The sequence below is a fragment of the Vibrio sp. ED002 genome (assembly GCF_023277445.1).
Taxonomy (GTDB): Bacteria; Pseudomonadota; Gammaproteobacteria; order Enterobacterales; family Vibrionaceae; genus Vibrio; species Vibrio jasicida.
This window is the reverse complement of record NZ_CP080239.1, coordinates 1,456,377-1,474,962: the sequence shown is the minus strand read 5'-3', so window position 1 is coordinate 1,474,962 and position 18,586 is coordinate 1,456,377. Positions and strand designations below refer to the sequence as shown.

At 44.6% G+C, this 18,586-nt stretch carries 20 protein-coding genes; 10 read left to right on the top strand and 10 right to left on the bottom strand.

What is annotated here, in order from left to right; translation table 11 throughout:
* Positions 1–39: 39 nt before the first annotated feature.
* The 5 genes from ITG12_RS23245 to ITG12_RS23225 are packed head-to-tail and all read right to left on the bottom strand — an operon-like array spanning position 40 to position 3,474.
* Positions 40–639 carry a DoxX family protein gene (locus tag ITG12_RS23245; RefSeq protein WP_005429408.1) on the bottom strand — a complete coding sequence of 200 codons (600 nt, stop codon included), beginning with the start codon at positions 637–639 and terminating at the stop codon, positions 40–42.
* The gene (locus ITG12_RS23240; RefSeq protein ID WP_104048726.1) at positions 636–1,367 is read right to left on the bottom strand and encodes a putative DNA-binding domain-containing protein; all 732 of its coding nucleotides are present in this window, start codon (positions 1,365–1,367) and stop codon (positions 636–638) included. The genes ITG12_RS23245 and ITG12_RS23240 overlap by 4 nt, the downstream gene beginning before the upstream one ends.
* On the bottom strand, positions 1,360–2,226 hold the full coding sequence (locus ITG12_RS23235) for a DUF692 domain-containing protein (protein WP_248874213.1): 867 nt from the start codon (positions 2,224–2,226) through the stop codon (positions 1,360–1,362). Before ITG12_RS23235 ends, ITG12_RS23240 begins: the two co-directional genes overlap by 8 nt.
* On the bottom strand, positions 2,214–2,528 hold the full coding sequence (locus ITG12_RS23230; protein WP_005436274.1) for a hypothetical protein: 315 nt from the start codon (positions 2,526–2,528) through the stop codon (positions 2,214–2,216). Before ITG12_RS23230 ends, ITG12_RS23235 begins: the two co-directional genes overlap by 13 nt.
* Positions 2,518–3,474, bottom strand: coding sequence for an MBL fold metallo-hydrolase (locus ITG12_RS23225; RefSeq protein WP_248874211.1), 957 nt, complete (start codon positions 3,472–3,474; stop codon positions 2,518–2,520). The genes ITG12_RS23230 and ITG12_RS23225 overlap by 11 nt, the downstream gene beginning before the upstream one ends.
* A 346-nt stretch (positions 3,475–3,820) precedes the next feature.
* Between ITG12_RS23225 and ITG12_RS23220 the strand changes: the two genes are divergently transcribed.
* The 6 genes from ITG12_RS23220 (at position 3,821) to ITG12_RS23195 (ending at position 9,842) form a co-directional block, all read left to right on the top strand.
* Positions 3,821–4,621 carry a PhzF family phenazine biosynthesis protein gene (locus tag ITG12_RS23220; protein ID WP_248874209.1) on the top strand — a complete coding sequence of 267 codons (801 nt, stop codon included), beginning with the start codon at positions 3,821–3,823 and terminating at the stop codon, positions 4,619–4,621.
* A gap of 4 nt (positions 4,622–4,625) precedes the next feature.
* Positions 4,626–5,045, top strand: a complete 420-nt coding sequence (locus tag ITG12_RS23215; RefSeq protein WP_009706429.1) for a VOC family protein — start codon at positions 4,626–4,628, stop codon at positions 5,043–5,045.
* Between the two features lie 237 nt (positions 5,046–5,282).
* The gene (locus ITG12_RS23210) at positions 5,283–6,956 is read left to right on the top strand and encodes an LruC domain-containing protein (protein ID WP_248874207.1); all 1,674 of its coding nucleotides are present in this window, start codon (positions 5,283–5,285) and stop codon (positions 6,954–6,956) included.
* A 13-nt stretch (positions 6,957–6,969) separates the two neighbouring features.
* The gene (locus ITG12_RS23205; RefSeq protein ID WP_248874205.1) at positions 6,970–7,428 is read left to right on the top strand and encodes a hypothetical protein; all 459 of its coding nucleotides are present in this window, start codon (positions 6,970–6,972) and stop codon (positions 7,426–7,428) included.
* A 206-nt stretch (positions 7,429–7,634) separates the two neighbouring features.
* Positions 7,635–9,239, top strand: coding sequence for an ABC-F family ATPase (locus ITG12_RS23200; RefSeq protein WP_080774342.1), 1,605 nt, complete (start codon positions 7,635–7,637; stop codon positions 9,237–9,239).
* A gap of 171 nt (positions 9,240–9,410) precedes the next feature.
* On the top strand, positions 9,411–9,842 hold the full coding sequence (locus tag ITG12_RS23195; RefSeq protein WP_038869186.1) for a VF530 family DNA-binding protein: 432 nt from the start codon (positions 9,411–9,413) through the stop codon (positions 9,840–9,842).
* Between the two features lie 110 nt (positions 9,843–9,952).
* Here the strand turns inward: ITG12_RS23195 and ITG12_RS23190 are convergent, their stop codons facing one another.
* A complete protein-coding gene (locus ITG12_RS23190; RefSeq protein ID WP_248874203.1) occupies positions 9,953–10,903 on the bottom strand; it encodes a LysR family transcriptional regulator in 951 nt (316 codons plus the stop codon).
* A gap of 149 nt (positions 10,904–11,052) precedes the next feature.
* Between ITG12_RS23190 and ITG12_RS23185 the strand changes: the two genes are divergently transcribed.
* Together ITG12_RS23185 and ITG12_RS23180 are read left to right on the top strand one after the other, a co-directional pair.
* Positions 11,053–11,595, top strand: coding sequence for an NADPH-dependent FMN reductase (locus ITG12_RS23185; RefSeq protein ID WP_248874201.1), 543 nt, complete (start codon positions 11,053–11,055; stop codon positions 11,593–11,595).
* 182 nt (positions 11,596–11,777) lie between these two features.
* Positions 11,778–12,563: a hypothetical protein gene (locus ITG12_RS23180; RefSeq protein ID WP_248874199.1), complete on the top strand. Its 786-nt coding sequence runs from the start codon at positions 11,778–11,780 to the stop codon at positions 12,561–12,563.
* Between the two features lie 86 nt (positions 12,564–12,649).
* Here ITG12_RS23180 and ITG12_RS23175 read toward each other — a convergent pair whose 3' ends face one another.
* Positions 12,650–13,525 (bottom strand): LysR family transcriptional regulator, encoded by an 876-nt coding sequence (locus tag ITG12_RS23175; RefSeq protein WP_248874197.1) that lies wholly within the window; start codon positions 13,523–13,525, stop codon positions 12,650–12,652.
* 98 nt (positions 13,526–13,623) lie between these two features.
* Between ITG12_RS23175 and ITG12_RS23170 the strand changes: the two genes are divergently transcribed.
* Positions 13,624–13,794, top strand: a complete 171-nt coding sequence (locus ITG12_RS23170; RefSeq protein ID WP_167391665.1) for a hypothetical protein — start codon at positions 13,624–13,626, stop codon at positions 13,792–13,794.
* Between the two features lie 76 nt (positions 13,795–13,870).
* On the opposite strand, the gene ITG12_RS23165 is transcribed toward ITG12_RS23170, so the two are convergent.
* From ITG12_RS23165 to ITG12_RS23155, 3 genes are all read right to left on the bottom strand, one after another.
* On the bottom strand, positions 13,871–15,607 hold the full coding sequence (locus tag ITG12_RS23165) for an ABC-F family ATP-binding cassette domain-containing protein (RefSeq protein ID WP_248874195.1): 1,737 nt from the start codon (positions 15,605–15,607) through the stop codon (positions 13,871–13,873).
* A gap of 340 nt (positions 15,608–15,947) precedes the next feature.
* The gene (locus tag ITG12_RS23160) at positions 15,948–16,379 is read right to left on the bottom strand and encodes a DUF2000 domain-containing protein (protein ID WP_038879557.1); all 432 of its coding nucleotides are present in this window, start codon (positions 16,377–16,379) and stop codon (positions 15,948–15,950) included.
* A 217-nt stretch (positions 16,380–16,596) separates the two neighbouring features.
* Positions 16,597–17,412, bottom strand: coding sequence for an enoyl-CoA hydratase/isomerase family protein (locus ITG12_RS23155; RefSeq protein WP_248874192.1), 816 nt, complete (start codon positions 17,410–17,412; stop codon positions 16,597–16,599).
* A gap of 189 nt (positions 17,413–17,601) precedes the next feature.
* Here ITG12_RS23155 and ITG12_RS23150 point away from each other — a divergent pair, with 189 nt between their 5' ends.
* Entirely contained in the window at positions 17,602–18,552 is a 951-nt protein-coding gene (locus tag ITG12_RS23150; RefSeq protein ID WP_248874190.1) for a LysR family transcriptional regulator, read from the top strand.
* Positions 18,553–18,586: the final 34 nt, after the last annotated feature.

The following is an 18,586-nucleotide window of genomic DNA, read 5'->3' as shown; positions in this document are numbered from 1 at the left end:
AGTCTGTTTAATTAAGCGTTAAAGCTTGATGCGCTTGAGTTACGCTTTTGCTGGTGTGCGAGAGAAAGGTTTTCTCAACCAGTAATCCAAGCTTACGTAGCGACCACCTCCGTAGAAGAACAGCACCAGCAACATCACAAAGTAGGTGGCTGCGAACTCCATACCGTTGTTGAGCATTACTGGGTCACCCAATTCGGTGATGTAGTTGTATCGACCTGGGAAGTTGGTTGCTAACCATTCAATAAAGCCGTTCAAACGCACCGTTGCTTCCATGCCGCCAGTGGCGATGGCATCCCAACCGTGTTTCCAGTGCACCATCGCGCTCGCAACACTCATCAAGAAAATCATCGGAATCGACATCACTCGGGTAAACAAACCCAAAGCGATACAAATACAGCCAAGTACTTCCGTACCTGCGGCAAGAAACGCTAACAACTCGGGAAATGGTAAGTTCAAACCACCATCTGCGGTGGACGCGCCAAACCACGCGACGGTGCCAGAGAAACCCAGCACCTTAGAGCGAGCGCCAACAAAAATGACCGGAATGAGGTAGAGACGAATCGCAAGTAACGCTAAGTAATCGTATCTTTTGCATTTCTCGACGAGACCGTCGAACCAATTGAGGGCTGACTTAATCATAATTTTTCTCCTGAAGGGCGGACGTTGACGAGTCCTAGTTCACTGAAGTGTTGAGCCCACTCCATGAAACTGAATCTGGCGAGTTGCTGAGCAATCATTTGTTGTAGTTGCGCCAGAGTCAGGTTTGGTTGCTGTTGTAATAGCTGAATCAATGCGACATCCACTTCTCTGAGCTTTTGCGATATCACATGATGCTGTGAGTTCCGAAACACGCCATAAAACACAGGGTGACGCCTGTCAGTTAAGAAGGTCACGGAGTCTTGATGCAGCAAGAAAGGCACTTCGACCAGCTTTAATGTTGGGTTGAGTTGCAGCACTTGATTCTCTTCGAATATCGGATTCGAGGGTGAATTGAATGCCGCGACTAAGGTGTCAATTTCTACATTGAACGCCACCCATTCATATTCCAATAACGCCTTCTGATCGGCAGAGATGGAGCTGGAATCTTGATGCGCTTTCTGCTGCAAAAACTGAACAAACTCGGTGGCAATATGATGAAACTCAGGCTCGGACGCGCCATGCATCACCACAAAGTCATCCACCATGCGTTCAAGTTGTTCATCAGCGAACTGCGAAGAAAATAGAGGGAACGTATTCGCAACGACACCCAAGATGTTGTCGCGGATAAATTCGCTATATCGACACAGCGCATGCTGATTCATAGGCGTGCGAATTAGAGCCGTTAGGGACTCGGTTTGCGCGCGCATTTTGCTCGGAGGATTAAGCATTGAGCACCTCCTTACACAACACTTCGAGTGTTTGACTGAAATCCAAGATCTCGCCATGAATGCTGCGAAGCTCTTCAGCCAGAACAAGCAACGACGGCACATTGTGGTCGCGCTCAAGCAGTAAAGGTTTGCTGCCATGCACCGAGTAGGTGTAACGAGCCAGATCAATCACTTCATCAGGCACTGGCTTTCCATGGGTATCGAGCAAGAAGTCATCACGCTCTTTCAAGTGACCCGCAATGTGGTAATAACGAATCGCGTCGCTTGGTAAAGTACTCAGCATGTCGTAAGGGCAGAAATGATGATTTCGGCTGTTGACGAACACATTGTTGATGTCGATAAGCAGCTCACATCCACTGCGGTCACTCACTTCAGAGATAAACTCGCCCTCTGGCATTTCATGTCCGTAATCGTGGTAGTAAGAGATATTCTCTAACGCCAATGGACGCTGAATAATGTCTTGCACGCGTTGAATGCGTTCGACCAAATACGGAATGTTCTCTTTATGTCGAGGGATCGGAAGCAGTTCATACAAATAGCCCTGATTGTCTCTAGAGAAACTCAGATGTTCGCTATAGATGTCGATATTAAATTCATCGAGAAAGCGTGCGACGTCTCGTACAAAAGACTCGTTTAACGGTTGGCAATCACCAATCGATAAGCTCAAGCCATGAGCGACAAGCGGATAATATTTCGCAATGTCTTGCAGCTGTTCACGTTTCAAGCCGCCAATATTCATCCAGTTTTCCGGTGCCAATTCGAGGAAATCGATATCTGGGTGCTCGGGCAACTGACACAGCAAATCAACGTGTTCGCTGCGCAGCCCAATCCCTTTTGATGTATCGGTTATTGTCCGCATACCCCACCTGTGATTTTGCTTTTGGTTAATTTGATGGTTTCAGCCGAAGGGTTAATGCCCTCGCCAGTCACGCCACATTTGCCGTCACGAGCGCGTACCAAACGGCCTTGCGGATCATCTTTTAACTCTTGTTTCTCAAAGCGTTTCTCTGTACCACATTTACCAGCCGCACACTTACCGCCATGTTGAGAGCTGGATTGAGCTTCAACGGGAGCCTCGGTGGGTGCATCGGCAAACGCCATGCCTGAGTTCAAAGTAATGACAGACGTCATCGCGATAGATAGAGCGAGTTTATTGTTCATGAGACATCTCCTTCGCTGCGCTCATTGGGTAGCTAGATAAGTCGTGACCAGCGATAACTTGACCGTGGTAGTACTCTTTAACGATCTTGATGGAAGCGGGTTTGAGTTTTAGGCCTAAGCCCATCCAGTGGTTAAGCACCAAGAGTTTTGGATTCACTTCTGCGGCGATCTTGCCGACAACCGATGGCTTAGCGTGCATAAATGACGAGACTTCGTCTGCTTCTTCGTGAATTGCCAATGGCATCAATAAAATGTCGGCACCTTTAGCGAAGTCGATGAAGTCAGGGTTACTGCCGTTTTGGTCGGCGGAAATCACCATTACGCCTTCGGCACTTTCGATTCGGAAAGCGAGACAAGGTACGTCACCGTGTGGGATGCCGAGAGCGTAAATGGTTAACCCATCTTGCTCGTACACCTTGGTGCCTTGGGAAGTTTTGTATGGCACATCAGTAATGGTGACTGGGAACAAGCCATCGCTGCCATCAAACAAACCGTTCAGATATGCGTACGCGCCTTCATCACCGTCGAAAAGCGCTTTCATGTAACCGGTTAAGCTAGGAAATGCAGAGCCTGCTTCAGGGCCTGCGATATCGAGGGGATCTTGACGGTCAAAGAAGTAACCACCTTTTAATAAGGCAGGAACGTCAGCGACGTGGTCAGTGTGAAAGTGGCTTAAACCAAGGAAGTCTAAGTCTTCCAGTTTGCCGCCCGCTTGACCAAAACGCAGATAAACACCGCCACCGGCATCGATCATCACGCGTGATTTTCCTTTCCACCAAACCAGTTCACCAGACGATGCACGAAGGTCATCAGAGATTGGTCCGCCGGAGCCGAGTAGCTGCAAAGTAAAATCTTTTTCGAGCGGTTCGACAGTTAATGCGTAACAGTTGGCTGCGCCTAAGAATAAACCTAGAGCCAGCACTAACGCTTTTAAAGGCTGTTTCATATTGAATACCTATGAGTTTGATTTTTCTTATTTATTTTCTTTGGGTGAGCATCCAAAGAAGTGTTGAAGAGGCAGGAAAAACGATTTGTTTTTGATGTCCGTCAAAGCACGGGAATAAGATATCCAATATGAATGGTTAATTATATCTAGTAATTTTAAAGTTTCGTTCAGGTAAATTGAACGTTATTGGTTTGAGCTGAACAAGCATCAGAATGTAAAAAGGCACCGCAAAGGGTGCCTTTTGTTTATGTTTTGCAAGAACAATCAGGGCATGCATTGTCGCTTTAGCATGAAACCGATAAGCTGTTTGGCATCTTGCCAAAATAGCAGTATTAGGAAGCGCATCATGGATCTCGATATTTACCAAGTGGACTCTTTCACCACCGAACCTTTCAAAGGAAACCCTGCTGGAGTCTGTCTCTCACAAGAACCGTTACCAGAAGCATTGATGTTCTCTATCGCTGAAGAAATGGCGGTATCAGAAACCGCTTTTCTCTGTTTGAAAGACATGCGACTGCGCTGGTTCACACCTAAAGTAGAAGTGGCGCTATGTGGTCATGGCACATTAGCGACAGCGCAAATCTTAAAAGAACAAGGATTAACAAAGGTTGGCAATACCATTGCCTTTCAAACTCTCTCTGGTGAGCTTCATGCAAAAGTAAACGAGTCGACAATTGAGCTCGATTTTCCTTCGACTCAGCTTGAAATGGATGTTGAACAAGACGCTGCGTTGTTAGCGGCGCTTGGATTGAAAGCGGAGCAAGTGGTTTCTTACGCTCAGTTTGACAGCAAAGGCTTTATTGAAGTCGACAGTGAACAAACCGTGTTGGAACTCGAGCCTAACTTTGACGCATTAAAAAATAATAAAGGGCGCGGCGTGGTGGTAACTGCTCAATCGAAATCCCCGGATCTCGACTTTATCTCGCGCTACTTCGCCCCTTGGGTGGGCGTGAACGAAGATCCTGTTACAGGCTCAGCCCACTGCGCACTGACTCAGTTTTGGTCGCAAAAACTCGTTCAAAATCAGTTCCGTGCCTATCAAGCCTCAGCCCGCGGTGGTCATTTACAAACCGAACTGCTTGAAAACGGACGAATTAAACTGATTGGCTCTGCAAAGACGGTAATTAGCGGAAAACTAAAGGTATAACGCGATGAAACAATCCATTATCCATATTGCTTTGGTCGTAAAAGATTACGATGAAGCGATTGATTTCTATGTGAATAAGCTGAAGTTTGAGCTGGTGGAAGATACTTACCAACCAGAGCAAGATAAGCGCTGGGTTGTGGTTTCTCCACCGGGTTCTAATGGTGTGACATTATTGCTAGCCAAAGCGTCTAAGCCAGAACAGCATGATTTTATCGGCAATCAAACTGGTGGACGTGTGTTCCTATTTTTAAACACCGATGACTTCTGGCGTGACTACAACCGAATGGTAGAGCAGGGCATTAAGTTTGTTCGCCCGCCTGCGGAGCAAGACTACGGCACAGTCGCAGTATTTGAAGATCTCTATGGCAACCTGTGGGACTTGTTAGAGATGAGCCCAAGCCACCCAATGGCTTCGCGTTCATAGATTCATACTAATTGATATTAACAGCGTCTTTCGGGGCGCTCTTTTTGTTTCAGATGTCCGCCTCTTGCATTTCTTTCTTCTTCTCCTATTTCGCTTCACTTTGCCTATCAGCTTCATTCTCAAAATGATAATGATAAAAACATCTAAATAAGATTTTGTTTTTTAATGGTTTAAACTCGGCACTATATTTGCGTTATCCCCCTTACAACCAACGATTCAGTTGACGAGGGGAATAATATGAAAACAAGGAAAATGTTCGTGCTAACGTGTTGTTGTGCATCTGCGTCAGCATACGCACTTACTACCAGTGATTTGACATATGAATCTGGCAGCGATAGCTCAAACTACTCGCTAAAAGGCAAGCCGAATAATATGTATTCTATTTCCGGGACATTGCCACAAGACACTCTCAGTAATGTTTATTCAATGCTGCCAGAGGGTACAGCCGTTAACAATGCCTTTATCGCACCAGAGCGTTACTCGAACATCGATATTGACGATGAACTCGATGGAGCCCCTTATGCGACCGCCTCAATTACTTTTCTGAATGAAGGGGCTGGTTATAGAAATGCATTGGGGTACTTCGTTTACGACACTGATAATCCACCGTCAAACAAAGACGAAGTTAACGCACATGTGATTGTATTCCCTAATGCTTCCAAGGCACCAGATGGTGAGATGGCTGAAGGTGATACGATTGACCTCAATGTGCAGTTGACAGCAGGTCAAACGCTGGCATTTTTCGTTATCCCAAATGGGTGGGGAGCCAGTACTTACAACAATATTTTGAATTTAGGTCCTTGGAACACGCCTTTCTATAGTTATTCGAACCTTAACCCTGAATCAACTGCGCTCTATCGTAGACATAATGTTGCGTTTATCGATACGCAAAACGAGTTTCTTGTGTTGGGGTTTGAGGATCTTCTTCGCCCCTACGGTGACAATGACTTTAACGACTTACTGTTTACCGTCGATGTTTCACCATTCTCCGCAGTAGACGGTGTAAACCCGGATGGAACGACGGATTCTAAATACGAAGTGCTGGTACAAGAAAACGACCCAGATGTTACCGTTACTTCTGTTTATCCAAGTTCTAATTCTTATGCGACCATGGCCTTTGAAGATCGCTGGCCATTAATGGGCGATTACGATTTTAACGATGTGGTGTGGCGCTACCGCGTGACTGAACTGTTGAATGGTCAACGTGAACTGAAAACCATCACCGTGGATTACACCTTACAGGCAATGGGAGCAGGGTTTTCAAACGGCTTTGCTGTAAAACTGCCGAATGTTGACCCGGCAAACGTTGCTTCTGTTACGCTCACGAAAAATGGGCAGGCGGTTGAACATACGGTCTTACAATCTGGTAGTGAAACGATTCTTGTGGTTTCAGAAAATCTACGAGCAGAGTTGGAATCGCTTGGCGTGCTCAGTGAGACTTGTACTTATTACCGAACGCAAAGCGGTTGTTTGAACCAACAAGCTGCTGAGCTCCTTGCATACCAACTTGTTGTTGAGTTAACCACTCCTGTGGAGAGAGATTTGGTTGGCTATCCACCTTATGACTCTTTCATTTTTGCGGCTGAAAATACCTACCATGGCGACTTTGTGGCGACATTCCCTGGTATGACATGGCAGACGCACTTTAAGTCGTTCTCCGGTACTGCTGAGATGAACAATGCAATATTCAATATGCATGATGACGATACGGGTGGTTCGGAATACTTCCTGACCGATAACAACATGCCTTGGGCGATCAACATTCGTGATGAGTGGGAACATCCTGTCGAACTTATGGATATCAGCCATGCTTATACCGGTTTTCCTGCGTGGGTATCGAGCAATGGTGAAACGGATACCAGTTGGTATAGCACGCCAGTAAGCGGAAAAACCATTTCAGTAGCGGAATAATAAGGAGCTTCACATGAAAATTTCAACAAAACTGCTGACCATCATGTTCGTTCCTGCGTTTACTGTCGCTTGTGGTGGTGGAGGCGGCGGCGGCGGCGGGTCTTCAACGCCTGCACCAACGCCCACTGTTGAAACCATCGATAACACTCAAGATATTGTGGCGGAACGTGATTTTTCATTTGATGTCGGAGAAACCATTACTATATCGATGAACTATCAAGGTTCTGCGGATGGTGCTTTACACCTTTACACCAAAGCGGCATTTACCACAGAAAACGGTGTGGTCGTGGCCGATCCAATGTCGCGCATCACCACCATTTATCCAACGCGAACCAGCGAAGTGGAGTTAGAGGTAAATGGTAACTGGAGCCAGTTGTATGCTCAGTGGGTACCCATGAGTGCGAATGAATCAGAGAAGAATTGGGTCGTATCATTAAATCAGTCCAACAATAATTACCACCTCGACTTTTAATAGTGACGAGTAGAAAAAACGAAAGCGCGGCAAATGTCGCGCTTTTTGTTTTTCGAAAAATTCGGCGCAATATGAATGTGACCTATATCACCTTATGAATGAATCATATAGAATGGCGGCCACATTCAATATGACCTTTTTTAACAGTATCTCGAAAGTAAATTAAGAGCTTGTTATTAAAAGAAATTTACTTCGAGGGCACTGCTATCATTAGTACAAACAACATCACCATGCAATTTGGTGCCGAGCCATTGTTCGAAAACATTTCCGCTAAATTTGGCAACGGTAACCGTTATGGCCTGATTGGCGCGAACGGTTGTGGCAAATCTACGTTCATGAAAATCCTGAGTGGCGCGCTCATGCCAAGTTCAGGCAACGTTTCTATTACTCCAGGATTAAAACTTGGCGTATTGAGCCAAGATCAGTTTGCGTTTGAACAATACAGCGTGATTGACGCCGTGATCATGGGTGATCGCAAATTGTGGGAAGTGAAACAAGAACGTGACCGCATCTACTCATTACCAGAAATGAGTGAAGAAGACGGCATGAAAGTCGCTGAGCTTGAAAGCGAGTTCGCAGAAATGGACGGCTATACAGCAGAAAGTCGTGCTGGCGATATTTTGCTGCAAGCAGGTATTGAAGAAGAGCTACATTTTGGTTTGATGCAACAAGTTGCTCCGGGCTGGAAACTGCGCGTGCTTTTGGCACAAGCCCTGTTTGCTAACCCGGATATTTTGTTGCTCGACGAACCAACCAACAACTTGGACATTCATACCATCAACTGGTTGGCAGAAGAGTTGAACCAACGTAAGTGTACGATGATCATCATCTCGCACGACCGTCACTTCCTAAACTCTGTGTGTACTCACATGGCAGATATCGATTACGGCGAATTGCGAATTTACCCTGGTAACTATGAATACTTCCTTGAGGCATCTGGTCTTCGTCGTGAACAGCTATTGGCTTCTAACGCGAAGAAAACCGCTGAAATCAACGAACTTCAAGATTTCGTAAACCGTTTTGGTGCGAACGCATCGAAGGCGAAACAAGCCAGTTCGCGCGCTAAAAAGATGGATAAAATCCAACTCGACGAAGTGAAAGCAAGTAGCCGTGTTAGCCCATCGATTGATTTCGGTGAGGGTAAAAAACTGCATCGTTTAGCCTTGGAACTGCAAGACCTTGGTCACTCGTTTGGTGATGAACTGTTGTTTGAAAAAGGCAACTTGTTACTTGAAGCGGGCACTCGCCTTGCGATCATCGGTGAAAACGGTGTGGGTAAAACGACCTTGCTGCGTTGCCTAGTGAACGAGTTAGAGCAAACTCAGGGCGTAGTAAAATGGTCTGAAAACGCTTCGATTGGTTACTGTCCACAGGACAGCAGTGCAGACTTCGATAATGATCTGACCATCTTTGAGTGGATCTCTCAGTGGCGTACCGTGAAGCACAATGACCTAATGGTGCGTGGCATTCTGGGTCGCTTGTTGTTTACCGCTGATGATGCCAACAAAAAAGCGAAAAACTGCTCGGGTGGTGAGAAGAACCGCCTTCTGTTTGGTAAACTAATGATGCAAGACATCAACGTTCTGGTGATGGATGAGCCAACCAACCACATGGATATGGAAGCGATTGAAGCGTTAAACAGCGCATTAAAAGACTACACTGGCACTTTGATTTTTGTCAGTCATGACCGTGAGTTCGTATCGTCATTGGCGACTTCAATCATTGATGTGAAGGACAAACAGTTGGTGAGTTTCCAAGGTACATTTGAAGAGTACATGGCACACCAACAAAAGGTGCTTAGCGCTGCGTAACCAAGTGCCAGCGTCGATCATTGCGAATACTTGGATGTAAAGTTCGTCTTTGAGACGAAGCAAACAACAGATTATTCGTAATAGTGATTTAATCTAAACCTAATAGAGGTAAGGTGGTGAGTACTACGCTCGCCACCCACAATTAAGGAGCCGTTCATGAGCCATGAATTTATGACCGACGAAGAACGTATTGAACTGCAGAAGAACAACCCTCTGCACGGTCTTAAATTAGAAGACATGTTGCAGCAGCTTGTTGACCATTACGGTTGGGAAATCCTCGACACAGCAATGCGTATGAACTGTTTCAACACTAAGCCAAGCATTGCGAGCAGTGTTAAATACCTGAAGAAAACAGAATGGGCTCGCGAGCGTGTAGAGAACTTTTACCTATACCGTTACAAGCGCATGCCAAAGGCATCTGAATACGAATACAATCTACCGCCACGTGCACGTACTTTCCGTCATGGATTAGAACCACGTGAACCAATGGAACTGACGGTTGAATCGATTCTAGCTTCACAAGCAAAGGCTGCGTCTGCGCACAAAGAGCGTTCGTCTAAACAGCGTACAGATCGCGCTCGTTTTAACAACCGCCGTCGATAAACTTTCAGTTCTCTTGTTCTGTAGTCATCAGGTACAAGAATGATTTTGATGAAAAGCCAAACTATTTAGTTTGGCTTTTTTATTGCTTTTTCTTTGGCTAAATATTTTGCTCAAGACCCTAGCTTGATAATCGAAGAGTACATCTGCTGCGGATCTGACTGACGGTTGAATCGCGCTTGGAAGCTCTCCACCACATAATCAATAAAGGCTCGTAATTTTTGCGATTGCTCTTTGTGGTAAGGGTAAACGATGTACAGCGCGTGCTTTTCCATCTGCCACTCAGGGGTAATCTCGACCAATTCACCTGAAGCTAACTGAGGCTCGACAAAGAAATCTGGTAGTAATGCGACACCGAGTCCGGCGCATGCCGCTTGGGTAAGCGCCAAACCACTGTTGACCATATAAACACAAGGCGGAATCGCAACATCTAAAATCTGATTGCCGTTATTAAAAGTCCAACGACGTGATGCCGATGACAGGCTGTAACTCAGTAGGCGATGATTTACCACATCACTAGGGGAGAGGAAGGGCGCAGATGCTTCCAAGTAATTAGGAGAGGCACAAAGCACACGCCGAATGTCTAACAGCTTTCTCGAACGTAAAGTTGAATTTCCAAGCTCTTCTCCACCACGAATGGTGATATCAACCCCTTGTTCAATCAAATCGAGGTGCTCGTCGCTCATGATTACCTCTATGGAAAGTTCTGGATGCAGCTTCATAAACTCGCAAATGATAGGGTTTAGTTCAATCAACCCTAATGACATCGGCATGCTGACTTTTAGCGTGCCCTTTAATGTGTGCGAAGACTCAATCACTGAACGATCGGCATTGTTGAGTGCATCGAGAACCTGACACACTTGCTGATAATAGAGCTGACCATTATCGGTAATGTGTAAATTGCGGGTAGTGCGGTTAATCAAAGGGCTTTTCAAATAGCTCTCTAATTCATTGATGTTCTTACTTATTGCGGCTTTTGAGAGGTTTAAATCTTCTGCAGCTGCGACGAAGCTGCCTAGCTCCACGACTCGACGAAATACGGTTAATGCTCTGATCTTATCCATGTAATTGCTACCTTGAACTTATTAATTGTTCACTATTGGTGAACTATATAGACACTATTATAGAGTTTATTCACTGTTTGGAGTTAATTAATATCACCTCATTCAATGAGTGCCCGCTGAGTAGGGGCAAGTGTAACTAGGATTCCACTATGAAAAAGATCGTCGCATTTACTGGTAGCAACAACATTCACTCAATCCACAGCCTATTGGTTCAAGCATTAGCAAACCAAGCTACCCAAACAGAAGTAAACACAATTGACCTAAACGACTTTGAATTGCCAATGTACGGTTTGGACGTTGAAGGTCAGGGCATCCCAGAAAACGCACACAAACTGCGTGCGACGTTAAACGAATACGATGCGATCATCATTGCATCACCAGAGCACAACGGCTCAATGCCAGCATTCCTGAAAAATGCGATCGATTGGCTATCACGCGTTGCGCCTCAAGGTACGTCTTTCTTTGGCGACACTAAGAAACCAGTTCTGCTAGTGAGCACATCTCCAGGTGCAAACGGCGGCGCGACAAATATCAAAACCATGGCTGAGTTGATGCCTTGGTGGGGCGGCGATGTAAAAGGCACTTACAGCTTGGGCGGTTTCTACGACAAGTTCCAAGAGGGTGAATTTGATACAGCGACCTCGGCGGAATTGAGTGAGCTAATGGCCTCTTTCGAACATGCTATTAATTAGTTTGATTATATTTCTATACAAACTATTAAATCACTAACCTAGTTGCTAGTAAATTTTTAATAACAACTAGGTCATTCCTTACAATTATTGCTTTTTAATTGCTAAATTAAATCTTACTGTAAATTTATAGTAAGTTGTGTTTTGTTGTCTGTGAATATAAAAATAATATAAAGGTTTATATTATGAGTACTATTAAATATCCCATATTATTGCTAAGTGTTTTTGCCTCTCTTCCTGCTGTCTCTCAAGAAAATAAAGATGAAAAACTGCAAGATATGTCTGATCCACTTGCGGTATATACACAAGCTGGTTTTGGCATCAGTGATAAAGGCATTAATATTAAAGTCGGCCAAGCCTATGATTCAAATAAGCCAAATACGCTTGCTATGAATGTTATTGAAGTGAAGGGGATCGGTGGTGACTTATTAGGTATAAGAGACAACGATGAACCACTCTACAAAAGTGTAGACGATAGTATTGACTCACTTCGTCTTCGTAACTTTCAATCTGACTTAACAACAGGTCGAGGCCGCCAAATTGATATCAATTATGACGTTGATAACGACAGACTTGACGCTTCTTACAGTTATGTTCAATCGCTTCCCAAGTTTGGCATAGTGCAGCTTTTTCCTCTAGGTGGTGTCGGCGTGACTGTCGCGAACGATTATAGCGGAGAAGATAATGGTTACGAAATTCCGGGCACGTTTATGGTGGTTGGCATGTACTCTAAAATCGACATCACAGATAAAATCTGGATTAATTATAACCCAATGTACATGCATACATTATCTGGTTCGAGTGAGTATAAAGATAATTATTATGCAGAAGAGAAGGATATTCTAACCCATGAGTTTACGCTCTCTTATCAATTAAATAAAAGATCGAATATTCGTTATTATGCAAACTGGAGTGAAAACGTTGATTTTAATGATAGTGATCATCGTATTGAATACAACTATCAATTTTAATTACTAGTTTTTATTGGTAACGATGTTAAAGTGATTATTGAAGTAAATATCTAGTTATGGATATTCTCTTTTTATCACTAATGTTGTTACTTGGGCTGTACGCTAGGATAGAAATCCAAACAACGCTCTGTAAGCCACTGCATAACAGGACCTGATTCTTTTGCTTTGCCTGTCACACGGTCAATTTGTAAAAGCCAATCTTTTTCTTCCCCTTGTAGCTTAAGGGGAACGATATCTAAGTGCTTTTGATACAGGTGGTCAGGTATCAAGCTCCAGTTATTATTCAGTTTAATCAACTCTACTAGGCTTTCTAAATCATTCACTTTGGTTAGTGAATTAGATAAGTTTGCGTTGTAGTGAGCAGGGTGGTCTTTTAATACGATTTGCCGATACGCCTTAAGCGCTTCAAAAGAAACGGATTCCTCAGCCAATATCGGGTGTGATTGATGTACAGCGATAGAAAACGGCACATAGCCAATCGAACCTAGAATCACGTTCTTAGGCTGTGTGCTGCCCCACAACATAAAACCGATATCCACTTCATTACTCGCGACAGCATCAGCAATGTCATTGTTTTTCAAGACATTGAGATTGAGCTCGGTGTGCGGAAATTGCTGATAAAACTCATCAATGACGCCAAAAAACTGCGGTGTTAGTAAAAGCGCATTAATTCCTATCGAGATCCTATCTTCTACTCCCACATTGAACGTTTGCAGCATATTTTGTATGTGTTGTGCATGCTCTAACAAGGAGGTGGCTTGAGCATGTAGTCGCTCGCCTTGTGCCGTTAAGGTAGGCAATCGAGAAGTACGATCAAAGATGGTCAGTCCTGTGTCGATTTCCAAGTTTGAAATCGTAGTACTGACCGCAGATTGTGCTTTACCAAGCTTTCTTGCCGCCGCAGAAAACGAACCACATTCCACGCACATGACTAACGTTTCAAGTTGTTGAAGGTTGAACATAACGATGTATCTAATTTTTAGATGGTAGCTAACTATATCTTATAAAAACTTTAGATGAAAATCGCTCCATTAATCGTTAAGTACAAGTAGAGAATAAGATGAGTAACCACCAATCTACGGAATTATCGGATACACAAAAGGAACTAGAAGCATTGCGTGAACGCTTGCGTCAAAACACTCAAACCATGCAAAGTTCGGCTAAGAAATCAGACGCTAACGAAATGATGTCTGGCGTGATTAAGACCGTAGCGACGTTCGAAAAAGACTAATAAGACCCTTCTTAGAAAATAGAAAATAGAAAATAGAAAATAGAAGAAAGGCACCAATTAATGGTGCCTTTTGTTTTTATAGCTGCGCCGTAATTTCCTCTATCTCTTGCTGCCATTGCTTTTGCATCGCTGGTTTTTGATGTTTGGGTTTTCGCCCTAAATCGGCTTCCAGCAAGCTTTCTAGCTCCAACAGTCTTTCCAGCATTTGCTCTTCGGATTGCGCATCAGACGCGGTGTTTGTTTCCATCGACATTACTTCATTGCAATGATGCGATATGGCTGATTTCGGTGCAGTATCAGTTACGCGTTGATAAACCTCTTCCGCGCTTAAATACTCCGTCAGTAAGCCATTTTCAATAAACCAGAATCGATTACAGCTTTGCTCTATCAGGCTTCGGTCGTGACTAACCAATAAGGCGGCACCTTCGAAGTTTTGCATAGTTTCAATCAACTCCTCTTTGCCTTCCATATCCAAATGGTTGGTCGGTTCATCTAAAAACAACATGTGATAACGAGCCAGAGTTAAGCCAACAAACAGCAGCCTCGCTCGCTCTCCACCACTTAGACTGACGACTTTCTGCTCGTGTCTTACGTACTCGAATCCTGCACCAATAAGCGAACGTTTTGCCTGTTCACTGCTTATGCTGGCAAACGACTGCAACGCATCTGTGATGGATTGATGATCGTCGAGTTGCCTTAGAGATTGATCGTAGTAACCCAAGCGACAGCGATCGTGAAAAGTCACACTCTCATGTTGGTTGCCTAGGTCGGTTTGGATGACTTCATACTGACGATAAAGCAGGTTCAACAACGTCGATTTACCGCAACCATTACTGCCTAGAACGGCAATTCGGTCGCCACTTTTCACGCGCATTTCTGCCATATCAAACAAGTGATAATCACTGTTTGGTGGCGTTACCGAGAAAGGCAAAACCTCAAGCAGTCGATTTGCTGGCATTGACTCACCTTGAAGTTGTAGCGCCCACGGTGTGCCTTCTGTCAGTTCGGTTTGTTCTTCCTCCAAACGTTCTTTGCGCGCAAACATCGTCTTGGCTTTTCGAGCAAGATCCTCGTTGTCGTAGATTTTGCCCCAAGTGGCTAAACGCTTGGCGCTTTTCTCGATTCGGTCGATCTCTTTCTGCTCGCTGGCATGGCGAAGTTGATCGGTTTCATCTTTCTCTCTCAATGCTTGTCTTGCTTGAGAACAAGGTAAAGAGAAATGATGCAGAGATCGATCTCGCATGACCCAAGTGGTGTTGGTGACGCGATCGAGTAAGGTTTGATCGTGAGATACCAATACGAATGAGCCTTTCCAGTTTGATAAGAATTGCTCTAACCAAAGGAGCGATGGCAAGTCCAAGTGGTTGCTTGGTTCATCCAGAAGCAGTAAGTCAGGTTGATGGATAATCGCACGAGCAAGCAGGAGTCGCATTTGCTGACCACCACTGCAATTTTCAACCGGCATGTGTCGTTCTGTGGTTGAAAATCCGAGTTCGTCCAATAAGAGTTCGGCGCGCCAAATCTCATCGTCTGATAAGGATTCTGCTAACGCGTCCAATACGGAATGTGTACTTAAAGACTTAGGTAAATGCTGCTCAACATAACGCATCAAACATGAACTGGCTTTGGCAACCGTGCCTTGGCTTGGTTCAAATTGACCGCTAAGCAGTTTGAGTAGGGAGCTTTTACCACAGCCGTTATGACCGATAAGACCAATTTTGTCGCCACGATGAATCGTAAACGTTAGATCTTTGAAGATTGGTGTTGCTGTGTGAGAAAGGGTTAGTGATTGTGCAGTTAAAAAAGTACTCATAGTGTTCTCAAGAATTTTGGGCGCAAGACGCCGTTGTCATAGCTGACAATAATTCTTCGAGCTTGAGGGAAAGTACTCGGGTGACGTGTTTTCGTCGAAAGGTAATTATTCGCTCAAGTCGAGATTATCGCAGCGCGAAATCTGAAACTCTTGAGCGGTCCTTCATGCCATAAAAACGTGGGTTGATTGAACACCACAAAGACATAAATTCCTCCTTAATTTCGTTGTAAGTGTTGCCACTTTTGGTTGATAGATGCGCTAGATTCTAACCCTAAAAGTGGCAATGTACAGATAGCTTGATGAAAAAATGATGAGAGGATCACCAATGTATCACGGGCTTTTAGCGATATAAGCTGAACTTCTTGGTCAATTCTCGAAGTGTTTCAGTCTCGCCGAACAAGCAAATACCCAAGTATTCTAACTCGGCTTCTGGTGTGTTTTTGGTGGTTTGCTGTTGTATTTCAGAGCCGCCTTCTACCATGGTGTGAGTAAAGTCGGAGAAGGGGATGCTTCTATCGAGTGCTTCTTGGCGAAGCTTTCTGATTTTGTTGGAGTTGTCCGCTCTCAAGACGATAAACGGATAGTGGGAGATATTTGGATGAAGACTACCATCAAGGTCGTGATAGTCGGTGTAGACTGCGTCGCCATCAGAAAGTTGATTCGCAAGGCTTACGCTCAAATGTCCTAATACGTTAACGGCGCGTCCCACTTCGACTTTTTTACTGATTACGGCAACAAATCGTTTTTGGTTTTCGTCGGGAAGTTGATTCATGGAGGACCTCGTTTCTCTAATGATCTGGCTATTGTTTAACTGCCTCCATTGTATTTCCTCGCACGCGCAATTTTGTTTCTAACATTGCTTTCGAAAAGTTAAATTTGCAATAAACGACCGATGTAATCGTTTTTCATGCAATAAGATTCCTCAGAGTTTGCAAATAGACAAGGCACCAACGGATTGTCGGTGCCTTAGGTCTATGGCGAACCAAGCTCTATTGTTTGTTTAGCTCTGCCGCGGTATCCACAAAGATGCCTTGGATGTCTTTCGCTTCACGTTCTGTTTGACCACCGTGTTTTAGGAACGCGTCGATGATCGCTGCGGTTTTTTGCTCTTTTGCGCGCTCTAAGAAGTAACGTAACTCTAGCTCTGCACCTGTGTCTTCGTCTTTGATAGAGGTTGCGATGATCTCTTTGTACATTACGATGTCACGCACTTCTAATTGGCTAATCACGCCCAATGTTGCCGCTAAGAACCCATCCAACTCTGCTTTAGGAACGAACTGAGTAATGATGTTTAACTGCTCCGCTTGTTGTGCCGTAAAGTCGTTACCAAGTAGCAGTGCTTGAAGCGCTTTGTTTTTACCCATGTGACGAGCGAACTGAACCGCGCCTTGACCACCCGTTGGGATGTTGACGTGGATCTCTGGCTGAGCAAATGCTGCGTTTTCAGTGCCGTAAGCCAAGTCACACGCCATCACAAACTCGTTACCGCCGCCACGAGCCACGCCATCAACCACAGCAACCGATACTTGTTTCATCGCTTTGATGTTGGCAATCATATGATTGAATTCAATTGATGCTGCCTGACCACCTTGTGTGCCGTTGATAACGTTCAAATCTAAATGCGCCAAGAAGAAAGACTCATGAAGCGATTTGAAGACCACTACTTTCGTATCGCGGTCATCTTTAAGTGATAGGACAAATTCGTTGATTTCATTAATCAAATCGATAGTCAGTACATTCACCGGTGGGTTGTTGATTTCAACAGTAGCGATGCCGTTTTGTTGTGTGATTGATAGAGTTTTCATAGCTGTTTCCTCAGCGTTAGTAAGATCAGCAGACCTCGGTAACGCGAATTTATTGGTTTGGTATTGCGGAGGTTTGTCTCTCTCCCGTTGTGTGCAGCTACTATAGATTTGTTATAAGATGAGAAAAATAAGCTAAATGGCATATAATTGGTGCCATAAAAGCAACAATGGTTTTTTAGGTAAGACGTTATGGATTTCTCTAGTCGTTTATTGCTGTTACTTGAAGTGGTCGAGCTTGGCTCGTTCACCAAGGTATCAGAACAGAAGAATGTGGATCGTTCGGTGATCTCAAAACAGATCAGCCGTTTGGAAGATGAGTTGGGTGTTCGATTGCTCAACCGAACTACGCGCTCCTTATCATTGACGGCTGCTGGGAATGAAATGGTCAACCAAGCCAAATCCCTTCGGTCACTTCTCAGTGATACTCACCGTTTGGCGCAGAATTTTCACGAAGAGCCTCGTGGTGTCTTGCGTATTACCAGCTCGACCATGTTCGGGCGTCAATATGTTCAAGATGCGATTTCGGTGTTTCAACAGCAATACCCAGATGTGGAATTTGAACTGCGCTTAGAAGATCGCATGGTTGATATGGTGCAAGAGGGTTTTGACATTGGCTTCCGAATTGGGCGACCTAAAAACTCAAGCTTGATTACCCGTAAGATTGCACGAAGTCGCCTGTTGATTGTTGCCGCCCCAGCGTTTTTAGAAAAACATGGTGAGGTGAACAGTCTTGAGAAGTTGGAATCTTTACCCGCCACTATTTACGCTGCCCCAGGTCTGTTATTCGATAAATTCGGCTATCAAGATGAGCAAGGTGAACAACAGCACTTTCAGCTTAATGTCGCTTATAAAGTGAATGATGTAGAAATGTTGGCAAGAAGCGCAGCAGGAGGAAATACGCTTGCTGTGGTGACCGCACAAATGGTTCAAGATGAGATCAAGCAAGGCAAGCTAGTGCCGATCATGACGCACTTGAACATTGATGATTTCGGTACCTTTTACGCCGTATATCCGCACCGAGATGCACCGATCAAAACCAAGTTATTTATCGACACACTCAAATCCATTGTGGGAGAAGAGACGCCCATTTGGGAAAAGAACATTCCAAATTTCGACAAGATGTATGGTCGAGAGAAGTAAGGCAAACGGCAGAGTGTTGCTGACTCTGCCGTTT